16 protein-coding genes, 1 riboswitch and 1 other annotated feature are annotated in these 18213 nt (G+C 51.2%); all 16 genes read right to left on the reverse strand.

Translation table 11 applies throughout. The features are described 5' to 3' along the window. Positions 1-79: 79 nt before the first annotated feature. Positions 80-712: a cytidylate kinase-like family protein gene (locus tag ACXMYH_RS08465; protein ID WP_486554686.1), complete on the reverse strand. Its 633-nt coding sequence runs from the start codon at positions 710-712 to the stop codon at positions 80-82. Positions 713-856: 144 nt separating this feature from the next. Further along, positions 857-1768: an RluA family pseudouridine synthase gene (locus tag ACXMYH_RS08470; RefSeq protein ID WP_118533039.1), complete on the reverse strand. Its 912-nt coding sequence runs from the start codon at positions 1766-1768 to the stop codon at positions 857-859. After that, complete coding sequence (gene lspA, locus ACXMYH_RS08475; RefSeq protein WP_486554687.1) at positions 1765-2280, reverse strand: signal peptidase II; 516 nt, start codon at positions 2278-2280, stop codon at positions 1765-1767. The genes ACXMYH_RS08470 and lspA overlap by 4 nt, the downstream gene beginning before the upstream one ends. Before the next feature lie 9 nt (positions 2281-2289). Further along, positions 2290-3390 (reverse strand): 3-dehydroquinate synthase, encoded by a 1101-nt coding sequence (aroB, locus tag ACXMYH_RS08480; protein WP_215702041.1) that lies wholly within the window; start codon positions 3388-3390, stop codon positions 2290-2292. Between the two features lie 12 nt (positions 3391-3402). Then, entirely contained in the window at positions 3403-4158 is a 756-nt protein-coding gene (locus ACXMYH_RS08485; RefSeq protein ID WP_118533035.1) for a YlmH family RNA-binding protein, read from the reverse strand. Between the two features lie 11 nt (positions 4159-4169). Beyond that, entirely contained in the window at positions 4170-4682 is a 513-nt protein-coding gene (locus ACXMYH_RS08490) for a cell division protein SepF (RefSeq protein ID WP_118298034.1), read from the reverse strand. A gap of 17 nt (positions 4683-4699) precedes the next feature. Further along, positions 4700-5383: a YggS family pyridoxal phosphate-dependent enzyme gene (locus ACXMYH_RS08495; protein WP_118298033.1), complete on the reverse strand. Its 684-nt coding sequence runs from the start codon at positions 5381-5383 to the stop codon at positions 4700-4702. An 11-nt stretch (positions 5384-5394) separates the two neighbouring features. Further along, positions 5395-6819 (reverse strand): biotin/lipoyl attachment domain-containing protein, encoded by a 1425-nt coding sequence (locus ACXMYH_RS08500; RefSeq protein WP_182426852.1) that lies wholly within the window; start codon positions 6817-6819, stop codon positions 5395-5397. Between the two features lie 143 nt (positions 6820-6962). Continuing rightward, the gene (gene thrS / locus ACXMYH_RS08505; protein ID WP_118533033.1) at positions 6963-8903 is read right to left on the reverse strand and encodes a threonine--tRNA ligase; all 1941 of its coding nucleotides are present in this window, start codon (positions 8901-8903) and stop codon (positions 6963-6965) included. A gap of 86 nt (positions 8904-8989) precedes the next feature. Beyond that, positions 8990-9188 (reverse strand) — a binding site (T-box leader). 4 nt (positions 9189-9192) lie between these two features. Then, positions 9193-10332, reverse strand: coding sequence for an ABC transporter ATP-binding protein (locus ACXMYH_RS08510; RefSeq protein ID WP_329752511.1), 1140 nt, complete (start codon positions 10330-10332; stop codon positions 9193-9195). A 70-nt stretch (positions 10333-10402) separates the two neighbouring features. After that, a complete protein-coding gene (locus ACXMYH_RS08515) occupies positions 10403-11413 on the reverse strand; it encodes a FecCD family ABC transporter permease (RefSeq protein WP_215702045.1) in 1011 nt (336 codons plus the stop codon). 186 nt (positions 11414-11599) lie between these two features. After that, positions 11600-12838, reverse strand: a complete 1239-nt coding sequence (locus ACXMYH_RS08520; protein WP_346011200.1) for an ABC transporter substrate-binding protein — start codon at positions 12836-12838, stop codon at positions 11600-11602. Positions 12839-12888: 50 nt separating this feature from the next. Then, complete coding sequence (locus ACXMYH_RS08525) at positions 12889-13827, reverse strand: hypothetical protein (protein WP_486554688.1); 939 nt, start codon at positions 13825-13827, stop codon at positions 12889-12891. 149 nt (positions 13828-13976) lie between these two features. Next, positions 13977-15002 carry a sirohydrochlorin cobaltochelatase gene (locus ACXMYH_RS08530; protein ID WP_486554689.1) on the reverse strand — a complete coding sequence of 342 codons (1026 nt, stop codon included), beginning with the start codon at positions 15000-15002 and terminating at the stop codon, positions 13977-13979. Between the two features lie 55 nt (positions 15003-15057). Next, positions 15058-15256, reverse strand: a riboswitch (cobalamin riboswitch). Between the two features lie 243 nt (positions 15257-15499). Beyond that, a complete protein-coding gene (locus ACXMYH_RS08535) occupies positions 15500-16750 on the reverse strand; it encodes a chloride channel protein (RefSeq protein WP_215702048.1) in 1251 nt (416 codons plus the stop codon). 133 nt (positions 16751-16883) lie between these two features. Then, positions 16884-18116, reverse strand: coding sequence for a threonine ammonia-lyase (gene ilvA, locus ACXMYH_RS08540; protein ID WP_486463591.1), 1233 nt, complete (start codon positions 18114-18116; stop codon positions 16884-16886). Positions 18117-18213 lie beyond the last annotated feature (97 nt).

Here is an 18213-nt window from a genome sequence, read left to right on the forward strand (position 1 = left end):
TGGTTTTTTACGCTTTATTCTTCTTTTTTATCCATTCTGATCCTTCTGTACGTTCGCCGGATGGCTTCCGTCAGAACCACTATTTCTTATAAGCGCCCTTGATCTTCGCAAATTCCTGGATCATCTTCACAACTCCGTCATATCCGATCTTGCTGCTGTTCATGCAGAGATCATAGCTCTTGGAATCGCCCCAGCGCTTGCTGGAATAATAGTTATAGTAACTGGAACGCTTTTTATCGGTCTTGATCATGAGATCCTTCGCCTGAGATTCCGTGATCTTATGGCGCTCCATCAAAGTCTTGATCTTCACATCCTCATCGGCGGTGATAAATACCGATACCACATTCGGGTAATCCGCCAGCGCGTAGTCAGCGCAGCGTCCGATAATTACGCAGGATTCTTTATCCGCAAGATTTTTGATCGTATCAAACTGCGCAAGGAAGATCTTATGGTTGATCGGCATATCCATATATGCAGAGTTCGTATATCCAAGGGAATACGTATCCATTACCAGAGAATATAAGAAACTGCTCGTCGGTTTCTCGTCATGGGTCTCAAACAGCTCTTTGCAGAGACCGCTCTCTTTTGCAGCCAGATTCAGGAGCTCTTTGTCATAACATTTTATACCGAGTTTTTCTGCTAACGCCTGCCCGATATGTCTTTCTCCGCTTCCGCATTCTCTTCCGATTGTAATAATAAGGTTATCACTCATATGCCACAGCTCCTTTCTGTCATCAAGCTTTCCGATAGCTATATTATACAAAAAATATAGGCGATATGCAAGAGTTATTCCATAAATTTTCTGAATTTTTGTATCAGTATATGCATAAAGCAGAATAAAAAAAGCCGGGAAAAATTATCCCGGCAATTTTCTTAAAAGCTCCTCAAAATACTCCGGCAGCGGCGCCGAAAACTCCATATATTCCCCAATCCGCGGATGAACGAACCCTAAAATCCCTGCGTGCAGTGTCTGCCCCTGGAGCTTATACGGACATTTTGCCGGGCCATAGACGGCATCCCCCAAGAGCGGATGTCCAATGCTCGCCATGTGGACACGGATCTGGTGCGTTCTCCCCGTTTCCAGGCGGCACTCGATATGGGTGAAATCCTTGAATCTCGCGATCACCCGGTAATGGGTCACCGCGGATTTTCCGTTATTGTAATTGATCGCCATCTTCTTCCGGTCTTTCGGACTTCTTCCGATCGGCGCGTCGATCACGCCCTCATCGTCCTTTAAAACGCCGTGAACGATCGCCTGGTAGCGGCGGGTGATCGAATGTTCTTTCAGCTGTGCTGCGATGGAATTGTGGGCGAGATCATTCTTGCAGGCGATGATGACGCCGGTCGTGTCCATATCGATCCGGTGGACGATCCCCGGGCGCAGAACCCCGTTGATCCCTGAGAGATCTTCCTTACAATGGTACATCAGCGCATTCACCAGAGTCCCTGTGTAATGTCCTGCTGCCGGATGGACCACCATGCCCTTCGGCTTGTTCACCAGGATCACATCGTGATCCTCATATAAGATATCGAGCGGGATATCCTCCGGAACGATCTCTGGCTCCACAGCCTCCGGCACCTCGAAGGAGATCGTATCCCCCTCTGCCGCCTTGTAGCTCGCCTTCACCGGGCGCCCGTTTACCATGACTTCCCCGGATTTTAACAGCTTCTGCAAAAACGAGCGCGACAGATCTTCATACTGTTCCGCAAGGAACTTGTCGATCCGGTCTCCAGCCGTCTCCTCGGTCACAAAACATTCTTCTCTCACTGCTCATTCTCCTTATTTGATGAGAGGAAGGAAAGCTCATCCTCCTTGTAGAAAAAGCCGATCAGCAGGATCAGAAGTCCGGCCGCGCAGACCACGTAGCAGTCCGCCACGTTAAAAATCGGGAAGTCGATGAGGCTAAAATAGAAGAAATCCACCACGAACCCCCGTACCGCACGGTCGATCAGGTTTCCGACAGCTCCGGAAAGGAGAAGGATCATGGCGATATAAAGAGGCAGGTACCGGCTTCCGGACGGAAGTTTTGCCACAAAGACAAGGACCGCGATCACAACGGCCGCAGCCACCAGGAAGAAAAACCACTGTTTTCCCTGGAGGATCCCGAAAGCCGCTCCCCGGTTTTCCGAGTATAAAAGCTCAAAGACTCCCTTGATCAGCACCAGCGGTCCGTTGACGCGCAGCGTGCTGTAAGCCATACTCTTCGCCCACTGGTCCAGGGCGATGAGCAGGGCAGAACAAACGGCAAGAATGCCGTAGCGTTTTCCGATCGTATTCATAAAACACTCCTATCTGAAAATGGCTGCAAGGGCGCGCTCCATCTCCTCTTTTGTGACGGTCCGGTCGATGTAGGCATGTCCCACACGGTCCAGAAGGATGAACTTGATCACGCCGGCCTCCATCTTTTTATCATTTTTCGTCGCCGCGATCACTTCCTCCGGATCGAGACCGGAAACAGATGTCGGAATGGAGAAATACTCCATCAGTGCCCGGTATGCATTGATCTCATCCTGGTTCACAAGACCGCGCTCCTTACAGATATTCATGGCTGCAAGGGCACCGACCGCAACACAGTGACCGTGGAGCATCGTAAAATTCTTTAATTTCTCGATGGCATGCCCCAGCGTATGACCAAAGTTTAAGGTCGCACGCTCATTCTGCTCGGTCGGATCGATCTCAACGACCTCACGTTTGATAAAATCGCTTCCCTGGATCAGAAGTTTTAATGTATCCGCATCCTTTGCGAGGATTTTTTCTTTGTTGGCCGCGATCCAGTCAAAGTATTCCCGGTCACGGATCAGACCGTGTTTGATGACCTCTCCCATGCCGCCGGAAAACTGGTTGTCCGGAAGTGTGCGAAGAACGGACACGTTCGTGTATACAAGTTTCGGCATATGGAAGGCGCCGACCATATTTTTGTAGGAATCAAAATCAACCCCCGTCTTTCCGCCGATCCCGGAGTCCACCTGGGATAACAGGGTTGTCGGGATCTGGACAAAATCAACGCCGCGGAGATAGGTAGCTGCGACAAAGCCGCAGAGATCGCCCGTAACGCCGCCGCCCAGTGCGACGAGAAGATCTTTCCGGTCATAGTGGTTTAAGATCAGATGTTCGTAAGCTCCCTGGACCGTCTTTAAATTCTTGTTCTCTTCCCCTGCCGGGAACACATAGGAAGTGACCTCGCGGCAGCAGCCGAAGAGGATCCTTGTCACCTCATCGAGATAGATGTCAGCGACATTGGAATCCGCGATGATGCAGATCTTCTTCTTTTCGGTGCCGAGAACGGAGATCTCCTTTGCAAGTGAATCAAACGAGTCCTCCAGGACAATATCATAAATAGTCTTCCCATCCATGTGGACCGGGATCCGGTTTACATGTTCTTTGATCATAAGGATAACCTCCTATTTGTAGCGGTACACCACGACGGATGTACGCCCCTTTTTCGTAAGATTTCCCGGCTCTCCGAACCGGAATTTTCCGATCCCGCGGATTGACAGGATCTCTCCGCCCCGCAGGTTTAACGATACATTTGTGCAGACAGCTCCGTTTACGGAAACCTTCTCACCTTCAATATAGACTGCTGCCTTTGTCCTGGAAAGTCTCGCGCACAGTGCGACGACCGAGTCCAGGCGGACCGAGCTCACCGTTCCGGAAACCTCCTCCGTCTCCGGTTCCGGGAGATCCGAAAAATCCGACGTGATCTCTGTGATAACAGAAGTGTGCCGGATCATCGTGAGGTTCTCCGCAAGGTATCTGCTCATCTTTTCCATGACAAAAGCCCAGGCATTCCCCTCCTGCAGAACAATATCTCCGATCATGGACCGCTCGATGCCGAGATTCATGATCGCACCGAGATAATCCCTGTGTGTCAGCTCCTCCGCAAAACGCCGGTTCGCGGGCGCGATCTTTAAACACACAAACGGCGGAGCGTAGAGTTCCTCCTCGTAGGACGCCAGAAAACATAAAACCTTCCGTTCAGACATCGGAAAGCCGCCGGAAAGTACGAACTTCACCGGCGGCAGCGTAGCCGACATATTCTGGAAGACAGTCTGTTCTGCAAGTGTCAGAAAATCTGTGTGAAGCGGGATATCGCGGGAGTAAGCGTTCTGCGCCAGTTCCTGGATCCGCTTTTTAAAAAGCTGTTCTTCCTTTTCCATATCGATCCTTTTTACAGATGAATGTTGAGTCCGGATACGTCTAAGTTTCCTCCGGAAAGAAGATCCTGGAAGTCACCGGACAGTTCAACGGACTGCGGGGTCGCAATAAAAATGTAATTGGAAATCTTCTGGAGATTTCCGTTCATGGAATAGGTGGATCCGGATGTGAAATCGATGATCCGCTGTGCGGTCTCGGTGTGAATCCCCTCCATGTTAAGGACTACTGCCTTTCCGGCAAGCAGATAATCGCAGATCTCCTTTGCGTCATCCAGGGATGTCGGTTTGATCAGAGAAACCTCCATCCCGTTTCCGCGGCGCATCGGAACGACTTTATTGTTGTTTGTGGCGCGAGGTAAGAATCTCGGTTTCTCCTCCTCATAATCATCCAGATCATCGGCTGCCTGTTTCTTAAAAAGGCTCTTTCGTGCCGGTTTTTCATCCTCATAATCGTCATCTAAGAAGTAATCGTCATCTTCATCGTCGTTCAGACGCATCGTATCCATAATCTTGCCTAAAAAGCTCATATCTAGTTCTCTCCAATCTATCTGGAACCAAAGATTCCGGTCCCTACTCTAATCATGGTTGCACCTTCCTCAACAGCCACCTCGAAGTCGCCGGTCATACCCATGGAAAGCGCAGTCATAGTACCATTATCAATGTTTTTACTTTTGATGTCAACATATAATTGATATAATTCTTTAAAATATTTTCGATTTTCTTCCGCGTCTTCGACGTTTGGAGCGATCGTCATCATCCCCTTTACGCAGACATGCGGGAATGCCTGGATCTCTTTCAGGTTCGGGATCACATCCTCTAAGAACATGCCGAATTTGCTCTCCTCCCTCGCTACGTTGACCTCGAGGAGCACGTTTGCGATCATATCACGCTTCGCCGCTTCCTTCTCGATCTTCTCTGCGAGATGGACGCTGTCACAGGAGTGGATCAGGACCGCCTTATCGATGACCTGTCCGACCTTGTTTGTCTGGAGATGTCCGATCATATGGAATCTCGCATCCTCCGGGATCTGCGGACGTTTTTCCGTGATCTCCTGCACCTTGTTTTCACCGAAATCACGCTCCCCGGCCTCATAAGCTTCCATCAGCATGGAAACCGGCTTCGTCTTGCTGACGGAGATCAGGGTAACTTCCTTCGGGTCTCTTCCCGCACGAAGGCAGGCCGCATTCACGCGTTCTCTCACATTTTTTATATTCTCTGCAATTGACATGATAAAACCTCCTACTGATAGATGATCATTCCGTTTCCGGTCACGGCATTCGCGTCAAGGACAATGTGGTCGTAGACGGACAGACCGTAGTCCGTTCCCTTTTTGATCGTGTAATATTCATCATTCGAAGAAAGAATCTCAATTCTCCGGAATACCGTATAACCGCGGTTGATATTGTAGACACCCTGTACAGACTGGGTCATTCCGATCTGATAGCGCTCCCCGGAATCATCCTTCGTGAGGAAGTCCCCGGCTTTCAGCTCGCTGTTTTCCCCGGCGTCCACGTAATAATATTCGTCATCCGCGTAGTAGATCGTACACGGAGTGACAACTCCCACCGTCTTTCCGTCCGCATATGTCTCTTTCCGGAAACCGCTCTGAGAGACTATCGAGGTGTCGGAAGAGTCTTTCTTCCCGCTCACATAGTAGTCTTTCGGGATCACATAGAACGTCACATCGGTCACGGAACTTCTCGGGATCTTGAGTCCGCGCACTTCATCCGTCACGATCTCAAAGTCCACATAGCGGTCCGATACAAACTGCTCCATATATTTGGAAAAATCGAGTTTTCCGTATGTTTTTCCGTCTCCCCCAGTCACGGTGGAGAATGCCCCCGAAGTCTCCAGGTCACGCCCTGTAAACTTTACTGTCAGGGATGTCTTCCCATTATAAGTGGTAAGATCTTCATCGGAAAGTGGAAATACGATCGACCAGTCCTCGGAGGTAATGATCTTATAAGCCGGAGCCCCCGTCTCCACGAGCTGCCCGGAACGGATCCCGGATTTTTTATAGCTGCTCTTGTCAAACATCTCAGCAGTCACCTGGTTTGGTGTCAGAGTCTCCATCGAATCAATGGAGTACGAAACAACACCGGCCACATCGGACCGCACCTGGGTAAAATTCCCGCCGAGTTCTGAGATCGCGCTGTCCAGATTTTTCAGTGTATCCACGCTGACATACTCCAGGACTTCTGAATCCAGAGTATTCTTTGTATCATAGATTTCGCGGAAATCCTCGTTGGTGAATGTCTGGCTGAAGCTCGACAGCTGTTTTTTTAAAGAAGCAAGATTCTCCTTTGAGAGCGCGACCGATCCGTCTGTTTTCTCCGCGAGCAGAGCCGAAAGTGTTCCGGTCTCATCGATCGAGTAGACTCTTGTGCCAACGGCTGCTCTCTTTCCCTCACGCATATAGAAGTTGATGTTTCCGGCACGGTCCGTATATTTCGGCTCCTCCGTCCGGAGAATGATCCCGGTGTGCCTCGTATCATTTACGATACTTCCTTCCACAACTTCATAAAACTCCACCTTGTCCCTGCGAAGGTAGGTATAGAGATAAAACGCCATATATAAGAAAATGAGGGCAAAAATGATCATGCCCACATTGATATTCAGGGGCCGGCGATAACGAACGACTTTCCTGTTCTTTTTCTTCGCCAATTGATAAAACCTCCCAACGGTCATATTCCGCTTTATGATACCATCATTCAGAAAAAAGTTCAAGCGGACAGACAAAAAAGCAGAAAAAAGCCGGTCCACGGAAAATTCCGAAGACCGGCCTGCAATTTATCTCTGGATCGAGATTATTTCTCTTCTTCTTTCTTTACTTCAACCGGACGGTTGATGCGTGCTGTGATCTCAGCCTTGATATTTGCGATAAATACATTCAGATCCTCTGCACCCTCATCGCCTTTGAAGCGGCTTCTTACGGATACGGTTCCGTCTGCCTGCTCTTTCTGTCCGACAACTAACATGTACGGGATCTTCTGACCCTGTGCCTCACGGATCTTGTATCCGATCTTCTCGGAACGGAGATCGATCTCGGAGCGGATATCCGCTGCGTCAAGAGCTGCCTTGACGGATTTTGCGTACTCCTCGTATTTCTCGGAGATCGGAAGAACCTTGACCTGAACAGGTGCAAGCCATGTCGGGAATGCGCCTGCAAAGTGCTCGATCAGGATACCGATGAAACGCTCGATGGAACCGAAGCATACACGGTGGATCATGATCGGTCTGTGCTTCTCACCGTCAGCTCCGATGTACTCAAGTTCGAAACGCTGCGGAAGCTGGAAGTCAAGCTGGATCGTACCGCACTGCCATGTTCTGCCGATCGCGTCTACCAGATGGAAGTCGATCTTCGGGCCATAGAATGCGCCGTCGCCTTCGTTGATCACATAGTCGAGTCCAAGGTCATCAAGCGCACCCTGTAAGGAGCTTGTTGCAAGCTCCCAGTCCTCGTCGCTTCCCATGGAGTCTTCCGGTCTTGTGGAGAGCTCTACATGGTACTTGAATCCGAACAGGGAATATACCTGATTGATGAGGCCTGCTACGTTCTTGATCTCGTCGCGGATCTGCTCCGGAGTCATGAAGATATGGGCATCATCCTGTGTGAAGCAGCGTACACGCATAAGACCGTGAAGCTGACCGGATTTCTCATGACGGTGAACGATACCAAGCTCGCCCATACGGAGCGGAAGGTCACGGTAGGAACGCGGCTCGGAAGCATAAACAAGAACGCCGCCCGGGCAGTTCATCGGTTTGATCGCGTAATCTTCGCCGTCGATCACAGTTGTATACATGTTGTTCTTATAGTGATCCCAGTGACCGGATGTCTCCCAGAGGCTTCTGTTTAAGATGATCGGTGTGGAGATCTCTACATAACCTGCTTTTTTATGGATCTCGCGCCAGTAATCAAGCAGTGTATTCTTTAAGATCATTCCCTTCGGAAGGAAGAACGGGAATCCAGGACCTGCATCGCTCATCATGAAGAGACCGAGCTCTTTGCCGAGCTTTCTGTGGTCACGCTTCTTCGCCTCTTCCATCATGGTAACGTAAGCTTCCAGGTCTTCTTTCTTTGCGAAAGCTGTCGCATAGATACGTGTGAGCATCTTGTTCTTTTCGCTTCCGCGCCAGTAAGCACCGGCGATGTTCATGAGCTTGAATGCCTTGCCGACTTCCTTTGTGTTCATGAGGTGCGGGCCTGCACAGAGGTCTGTGAACTCGCCCTGTTTGTAGAAGCTGATGATCGCATCTTCCGGAAGATCCTCGATGAGCTCTACTTTGTACGGCTCATTCTTTTCTTTCATGAATTCGATCGCCTGCGCTCTCGGAAGCTCGAAGCGCTCTAACGGAAGAGCTTCTTTGATGATCTTCTTCATCTCAGCTTCGATCTTTGCGAGGTCATCGGATGTTACCGGCTCATCGCGGTCGATATCGTAGTAGAAGCCGTCAGCGATGGACGGACCGATCGCAAGCTTTGTCTCCGGCCAGAGTCTCTTGATCGCCTGAGCCATCACATGGCTTGCTGTGTGGCGGAGTGCTGCAAGACCTTCCGGATCCTTTGCTGTGAAGATATTTAATGTGCAGTCCTTGTCAACGATCGTGCGCAGATCCTTTACTTCTCCGTCGATCTCTGCGACACAGGCCATTCTTGCAAGGCCTTCGCTGATATCTTTTGCGATGTCGATGACAGCCATCGGCTGTGCGTACTCTTTAAAAGAGCCATCTTTTAATGTTACTTTCATGGTCATTCTCCTCTTTCTTGTGGAAAAATTTTATGCTGTTTTCCGTTTCGCGAAAAAAAAGTCCCTTGACTGTACACGAAATACAGTCAAGGGACGAGATTACCCGTGGTTCCACCCTGCTTGTATAGAAAATCTATACCACTTCATTTGATGATAACGGAATCACCGTTCCCGATTAAGGGACACTCCAGGGCGGTCTTCGGTTCGTTCCGTGCAGGATATTCTCATCAAACATATCCCTCTCTGAGCATTTTCCGAACGTACTCTTCCTGTCAACGTGTTATTTTTTTCACTTGTAAATCAGTATATCACCGGAATCAGATTTGTCAAGATTTATTTGCTGTAATTTTCCGAGTTCCTTCGCAGACCGCCAAAGCTCGCGGTTCCTGCTGTTCATGGTCCCGAAGACTGTGAGCGGGCAGAGAACGGCTTCGCAGGAATCCAGAAGTTTTTCTGCCTGAAGATACGCCTGCTCTCCCACCGGCTCAAACGGGATCTCGGAGACCACCTCTGCCGCCAGCGCCATCGCCGTCTGGTACTCCACATCATTTTCATGGATGACCCCGGCTGCAAACGCGATCCCGGCTCTGTTTAAGGCGTGGTATACAGGGATCCCGCTCCCCATCCCGCCGATGACAAACACCTTCGGAGTTCCGTCTGTCCGCGGAAGCTCCGGAAATCCAAGCGAAGTCAGATAGCTCCCGTGCCGGATCCCGTAGAGGTTCGCGATATACTCCTTTTCAAACACTTCCTCCGGGGTTCCTGCTCTTCCGATCGTCCCGTGTTCCGCACAGAGCACGTAATCGGAGATCCGCTCCGCAAGGTCCAGCTCGTGGAGCGACATCAGGATTGCCATATTTCTTTCGTGAACCAGCCGTTTCAAAATATCAAGGAGCTCGAGTTTATGCCGGATATCAAGAAAGGAGGTCGGCTCATCGAGGACCAGGAGTTCCGGTTCCTGGCAGATGGCGCGAGCCAGAAGAACGCGCTGCTTCTGTCCATCACTCGTGTTCCGGAACAGGATGTCCGCAAGGTCTTCGCACTGCACCATGGAAAGGGCGTCCCGGACTTTTTTCTTATCTTCCCCGGACAGGATCCCGAACCGGCCGGTATACGGATACCGCCCGGCAGCGGCCACATCAAAACACGTCATAAGCTCCGGATCCGGCCGCCCGGTCATGACCACGGCAGTCTTTTTCGCAAACTCATGGTCGGAATATTCCCCGATCCCCCTGCCGTCCAGATAAACACTCCCGCCCAGAGGAGAAAGCTCACGGATGATGCTCTTTAAGATCGTGGACTTTCCGGCCCCGTTCGGTCCGATCAGCGTGACGATGGAGCCGCGGCGGATGTTCATGGAAATATCGGAAATGATCGGTTTTCCGCGGTATCCGACGGTCAGGCAGTCGGCTGTCAGGTAGGTCTTCATACGTTCTCCTTTCATGCTGCTCACAGGCTGATAAGCTGTGGTCTACAAGCTGCTCCATACTTTCCCGGTATCAGCGTTTTGCCCTCTTTATCATCATCACGATCACCACCGGCGCTCCGAACACTGCGGTCACGGAACTGATGGAGAGCTCCGTAGGCGCGAATAATGTCCTCGCCAGCAGATCGCTGAACAGGCAGAAAACAGCCCCGCCGAGGAAACATCCCGGGATCACAATGATCGGCTTCGCGGTCTTAAAAAGCTGCCGGATCACATGGGGCACCGCGATCCCGACGAATGAGACCGGACCGGCAAACGCAGTCACTGTGGCTGAGAGGATGCTGGACAAAAGGATCAGTTCGATCCGGAACCGTCTGATATTGACTCCCATGTTTCTCGCGTAGACTTCTCCCAGCTGGTAAGCTCCCATGGCTTTTGAGAGCAGCATGGAACCAAGAAACGCCGCTGTGACTACAAGGGAGCTGATCTTCACCCCATCCATCGAGATCCCGGAAAAGCTTCCCATGGACCAGTTGTGGAGATTTACGATATTCGAATCATCCGCGAACGTCACGATAAAATCCGTGGCCGCAGAACAGATATAGCCGATCATAATGCCGCTGACCACTAACATGGACATCTGAGGGATCTTTTTTGAGACCGTCAGGACAAAGCCCATGGACACCATGGCGCCGAGAAATGCCGCAAGGATCATGGTCCAGGAATTCATGATCAGTCCCTGTCCGAGGAACACGACCATAAAGACCGATACGACAAGCTTTGCTCCGGACGAGATCCCGAGGACGAAAGGTCCTGCGATCGGATTTGAGAAAAATGTCTGTAAGAGAAAACCGGATACGGAGAGTGCTCCGCCGAGGGTCAGGGCAGCGAGCATTCTCGGAAGCCGGATATCAAAGAGGATATGCCGGACCATATCGGTCCCCTCTTTCGCCGTCAGGGCCGCGAGGAGATCTGCTGCCGATACCCGCACGCTGCCGACCGCCAGGCTCAAAAAGCCGAGTCCTCCGAGCAGCACGATCAGGAGCAGATAGGCGCGGATGATCCGCTTTGTCTGAACTTCCATAGCTTCCATGTCTCCTTTCATCGACCGCGGTTTTTAAGCTGTTTTGTAACTATTCAATAGGTCAGCGCACTTGCTGCGCTGACCGTAATAAAACACAGGCTTGAAGGCAAAAATCCCATCAGCGAAGCCGATTTGGAATGGATTTTTGCTCGTAACTGTGAGGGTACTGAACAGTTACGTTGTTTTTTATTTCAGCTGGTGCAGATACGTGAACGCATACTCCCGGTTTCCGGAGAACACTGCATTCATGTCCCGGATCATGTCCCCGAGCCCCATGGTCTCCTGGAACATGTTTTTCCCGGTACACCAGACATTGCCCTCTTTCACCGCCTTGAAATCCGCAAAGAGCTGGTTTTTTGCACACAGTTCGTCGATCGTGGTAAGTTCCCCGTCGATCGTGCTGTTGTAGATCAGGACATCCGCGTCTTTTGCGGCGGCATAGAAAGACTCAAAATCCATGTTCATCGTGGAAAGCGCATTCTCACCGGTCCCGGCATTTTCCGGCACATACGTTCCTCCGGCGATATCGATCATCTTCGCGATATAATCCCCGTTCTTCCGGACATTGACGCTTCCGGAATTTGTCACATAGAAAAATGCAGCTGTCTTTCCGGACGGTTTCATGGCGAGGACATCCGACAGAGCATTCATATTTTCCTGAAAGATCTGATCGGCCTCCTCCTCTTTTCCCGTCAGAAGACCATAGAGGCGGATCCACTCCATTCTCCCGAGCGGATGACTCTCATAGCTGGACCGCTCCACGAGGACCGGGATCCCGAGGCGTTCCAGCTGTTCCTTGACCTCCGGGGTATGGTAGATCATCGTGGATTCCACTGCAAGCTCACAGGAGCTGCTTACGATCGTTTCGTAATCCGGTGCGCTGTACTTTCCTGCATAGGCAATCTTTCCCTCTTCCATCGCAGTTTTCGCCTCCGGAAGGTACCATCCGGTCTCCTTTGTCCCGGAAAGTGCAATGGAATCCAGGGCATCCAGGCGGATAAAATCATCCATGGCGGAGGTCGCCACAAGATAGATATTTTTTACCGGTTTATGAAGGACCGTGATCGAAGCCGGAAGTCCGTCAGGCGCGGACACACCTTCCGGCAGCAGGAGAAACTGATCCGCATCCCCGATGGTGATGAGGGCGATGCCGTCCTCATAATAGTCTGCTGAAAACTGGTCGGCGTAGAGAAGATCCATGGAGCCTGTCGGGGACATCTCCTCCCAGTTAAGAACCGGCAGATCTTTGTTTTGCTGAGCCTGAAGATTTTCCTCACTGCCATCCACGGAAGCGGTCGTGTGGTTTTCCCCTGTAGACGGCGCGGCCGTCCCGGGTTCCGTTTTTTTCGAACAGCCGGAGCAGGCAAACGCAGCAGTCATGAGGATTGCCGCAGCCAGAACAGATCTAAAAAGTGTATAACGCACCCGCGTCCTTCTTTTCTGCTTCCTGGGATCAATTTGTCTTCTTTCCATATTTACTGTTTCTGCTCCGCCAGGGTACTGGAATCAAAGGTCAGCGTATACTCGATCTCATGAGGCGTGCTCATGGCAGTTGTATCCGCAAAGATCGTAAGCGGGCTGTCAAATCCAGCTACCGGGATCACAAATGTGGAGTTTCCCTCTGTATTAACCGGGAGGAATTTCTCTTCCTCTACCCGCACATAGTCATAATTGGAGCTGCTCCAGATGATCGTCGCCTCCGCTTTTCCGTCTTTGATCTCGATCACAGCCGGAGATTCCACGGATGCACGTCCGGATCCGCCGCTCAGGGAGACTTCCGCGGTGTAAGTTCCATCCGCAAGGGAGAGATCCTGGACGGTTTTTAAGGAAGAATTGAGAAGCGCGTCTGCCGGGATCCCGGATGCCTCAAAGACAAGCTCCCTGTCATACCATTTCTCTTTTTTCTTGCTGAATGCAGCGCACGGAAGCACCTCATTTAAGGCCTTGACCGGAACAGTAAAGCTGTGTGTTCCGTCAGAATTCTCCTCGAAAGGAATCCGGTCTGTCTCCGCGGTCTTTGCAGCCTCCTCTCCGGTTCCCATATAGACATACAGGTATCCGGTCCCGCCCATCGTCATTTTCGCGGTCATGGCGCCGTCTTTGACTGTCAGCGTACAGGATGTGATCTTAAACATGGAAGAGCTGGACTCCACGGAAATCTCGTAGGTTCCCTCTTTCAGATCCTCTGCAGATACCGGGACGAGTCCCGTCGTGTCAAGTGTCTGTTCTGCGGCAGTCTCCTCGCCGGAAGCAACGGCTGCCTTTGTCTCATCGGCCGAAGCAGTTTCCGCTGTTGTTTCCGCCGTGGTCTCTGCAGAAGCAGCTGTCGTTTCTGCCGACCCGGACTGTCCGCAGGCTGTGGACAGAGCGCAGACAACTGCGAGTGCTAATGAAAATTGTTTTAATTTACGCATAAAGTTTTCTCTCCTTTTGTAACCGGAAATCATCGGGGCATCCTGGACGGTTTCCTGAAGTTCCTTTCGCAGGCTGGAGTTTCCCGCAAGTGCACCTCCGGTTATATAAAAAGGCGGCCGAATCCTCGACCGCCCATATCTAAACATTCTTATTTTGCGAGACTGTCCACTGCAGCCTGGGCATGCTGTACGAAGAGCTGCTGGATCGGCTCAAGCTCACCAAGACCTCTTACAAGGCAGGTTACCTCATAGCCTGCAGCCTCAAACTGGCTCTTCCAGGAGTCATCGTCGTCACCGGCCATATCGTTGTTTGCGTGGTCACCTGCTACGATCATAAGCGGCTCAAGAACAACTTTCTTGTAGGAACCTTCCTTTACCTGATTGATGACATCTTCACAGGACGGAGTTGCCTCAACGGTACCTACATAGTAGTTGTCAAAGCCCTCTTCCTTTAACATATCCTGCATTTTCTGGTAAACGGCGTTGGAATCAGCCTCTGTGCCGTGACCCATGAAGCAGATCGCGGTCTCACCGTCATCGTACTCTTTTGTTGCGTCTGTGATCGCGGAGATCACTGCCTTGAAGTCATCATCAGAAGTTAAGAGCGGCTCACCGACAGCAACCTGCTCGAAAGCGTCGGAATTATCAGCTAACTCGTTTACAAGATCTGTGTACTCAAGACCGTTCATAAGGTGGGTCGGCTGTACAACGAGAGTCTTGACACCGTTGTCAACAGCGCGGTTTAAAGCCTCTGTCACGTTATCGATCGAAACATTGTCTCTCTTTTTTACATGGTCAATGATGATCTGGCTTGTGAAACCTCTTCTTACGGAGTAATCCGGGAGTGCATTTTCGATCGCATTCTCGATCGCGCCGACTGTCAGTCTTCTGCTGTCATTGTAGCTTGTACCAAAGCTCACAACAAGAAGTTCTTTCTCGCCGATCTCATCCTGATTTCTTGTGTTATCCATGGAAGCGTCTCCTGTATTGTAGTTTTCCTCGTCCTCTTCTGCAGCTGCTGTCTCTGCGGCTGTAGTCTCCTCAGCTGTTGTCTCTGCAACGGTTGTGGTCTCCGCAGCTGTTGTCGCTGCTGTCTGGCTTCCGGAGCATCCGGAAAGGATCGCCATGGATACGGCTGCCGCTGTCATAACGGCGTAGATGTTTGCTTTTCTCATTTACTCTTCTCCTCGCTTGAAAAATGATTTTTTAAGGTCCCCGGCTGGTTTTTCCCCTCCAAACGAACATCCGGCAGGTTTCCTGGCTCATCCATCATCATGCATGAAACGCCTTCCCGGCAGGTTTCGCCAGTGACTGTCCGCATAACACGGACAATATTCATGCACTCCGGATCTACAGTGACGGGCTCGCACAGGCGTCTGACCTGTTTCCCTTTTAACTCTCAGAGATCGCCGTTTGGGATATCGTACAACCATCCTCCGGCGGTCTGTGACAGCACCGCATGTAAATAGACCTGTGTCATTTATCATAACACCTTGGCAGTAAAAAAGCAACCGGATATCCCGACAATATTCACATCCGGTCCCGATCAATGGATACCCTGCGGGATTTCCGATCTGAAAATCCCCGGTCATCGGGTTCTGCAAATATTTTCCGAAATATCCGATTGCTTTTGATCATTTTTTCTAACTGAATCCCCGGAACCGGACCTTGATCAGTGGGCTTTCCGGTTGATGAACTCGGTCTTTGTCTTTGAATATGTGAACTTCTGGCTGCTGTAGAGCCCGTAATATCCCGACAGTGTGAAGCTGATGGCAACGGCAACCGCAAAATACGGCATCGCCTCAAAGCCGAAGAGCTCGAAGCCGAGGAACATGGTCGCGATCGGGCAGTTTGTGACGCCGACGAAGGTGGCGAGCATGCCTGCTGCCGCACACAGGGACGGTTCAAAGCCTGTGAGCAGTCCGAACGTGCACCCGAATGTGGATCCCACTGCCAGTGTGGGAACGATCTCTCCGCCCTTAAAGCCGCCGCCGAGGGCCACCGCCGTGAAGACCATCTTGAAGAAGAACGCCAGGTATCCGGCATCTCCTTCCACCGCCTGTTCCACAAGATTAAATCCGGCTCCGCAGTAATCCCTGCCGAACACCAGCGCGAGTCCGATGGAAAGTACTGCTGCCACAAGAATGCGCAGATAAACGTTGTCGATCTTTTTCTTGTAGAGATGCTGGGTCTCATGGAGCAGGATGCAGAAGCAGACGCTTAAAAGCGCACAGGCCAGTCCGAGTCCGACGGTGTAGAGCGCCGGTACAAGGGAAAATTCCGGAACATGGAGGATCTGGAACGCTTCCCCGTGAAGTCCGAGCGCACCGGAAATCTGGGCACCGATGAAGGAGGCAAAGACACACGGCACGAGAGCCGCGTAATAAGCGACACCGATGCTGATGACCTCGATTCCGAACATGGCGGCAGCCAGAGGCGTCCCAAAGATCGCCCCGAAACAGCCGCTCATGCCGCTCATGATCATGACTTTTTTGTCCCTCTCATCCATATGGAAGAGATCCCCGAGATAATTTCCGATGCAGCCGCCGATCTGTAAGGCAGCTCCCTCTTTGCCGGCAGACGCGCCGACCGCCTGGCTTAAGATCGTGGAGACAAAGATACACGGCAGGGTCGTCATATGGATCTTCTCGTTGGATGAGATCGACTCCAGGATCAGGTTCGTCCCGCGGTTTCCGATCTCGTGGAACATCTGGTGAAGAAGGACGATCAGAACACCTGCCACGGGCATGAGATACAGCATAAAGCTGTAAGTTTTAAACAGCCGCTGAGCGTAGATGACCCCGTATCCGAAAACGGTCCCGATGAGACCGCAGACGGTTCCCATTACAATAGAAATCGCGGTCCAGCGGAGAAAATACAGGATATTCTTGCTGAGAGCAGTATGAGTTTCGCTTCTGTACATACATTTTCCCCTTATTCAGCAGACCGTCGGGCATTTCACGAAGTTTGACAAATTGATATATGCCTGACCGCGTTCCATGACCGGCGGTCCGTTCATCACACCTCCCGCAGAGGCGGGAGAATCCCTGGTATCATTACATATAAATTCCGGAAGTCTTGGAGATTACCGGGCAGTAGCCCGCTGTTTCCAGAGCCTTGATGATCTGATCCTTGTGCTCAGTTCCGAAGGACTCTAATGTGATCGTAAGTTCCACACCCGCTGCGCGGTTTACATTTGCGAATACGTTGTGCTCGAGCTTGATCACGTTGCCCTGCTCTTTTGCGATCAGTGCAGAAACAGCTGCCAGCTGGCCAGGCTTATCCGGAAGCATCACGCTTACCGTGAAGATACGGTCTCTCTGCATCAGTCCGTTCTGGACAACTGTCGCCATCGTTAAGACATCCATGTTTCCGCCGCTTAAAACGGATACGACTTTTTTGCCTTTGAAGTCAAGATGCTTTAAAGCCGCAACGGTCAAAAGACCGGAGTTCTCGACGATCATCTTATGATTCTCTGCCATATCGAGGAAAGAAAGAGTCAGTTCGGAGTCGTCCACTGTGATGACCTGATCCACGTTTGCCTGAAGATACGGGAAGAGCTTGTCGCCCGGCGTCTGGACAGCGGTACCGTCCGCGATCGTGTTGATCTTGGAGACGGTGGTTACCTCTCCGGCCTCTAGGGATGCCTTTAAGCAGGCAGCTCCTGTCGGCTCAACAGCGATGACCTTGATCTTCGGATTTAAGAGTTTTGCGAGTGTGGAGACGCCTGTACAGAGTCCGCCTCCGCCTACCGGAACGAGAATGTAATCCACAGTCGGGAGTTCTTTGATGATCTCCATCGCAATGCTGCCCTGGCCGGTCGCAACTTCCAGATCATTGAACGGGTGAACAAAGGTATATCCGTGCTCGTCTGCAAGCTCGTATGCATGGGCACATGCCTCATCGAAGACATTTCCGTAGAGGACAACGTCGGCACCGTAGGATTTTGTGCGGTTTACCTTGATGAGCGGTGTTGTCACCGGCATAACGACGGTTGCTTTCACACCGGCAAGTTTTGCGGCATAGGCAACGCCCTGGGCATGGTTTCCGGCAGATGCGGTGATCAGACCGCGGGAACGCTCTTCCGGTGAGAGCTGGCTGATCTTATAATAAGCGCCGCGCACTTTGTATGCACCGGTGCGCTGCATGTTTTCCGGTTTAAAGTAGATCTTGTTCCCGTAGCGCTCAGAAAAATATTCACTGTAGATCAGTTTTGTCTCCTGAGTGACCTTTTTTACGATCTCAGATGCTTCTTCAAATTTTTCGAGTGAAAGTTCCTGCATTTCCATTTGTATTCTCCTTCATATTCATTCCTGATCGATCTCATCGGTGGAACATTTTTCTGTCTTTCCCATAGTTGTCTGCTATACCGGCATTCATCTGGCT

The sequence above is a fragment of the Pilosibacter sp. NGB245 genome, assembly GCF_057397225.1.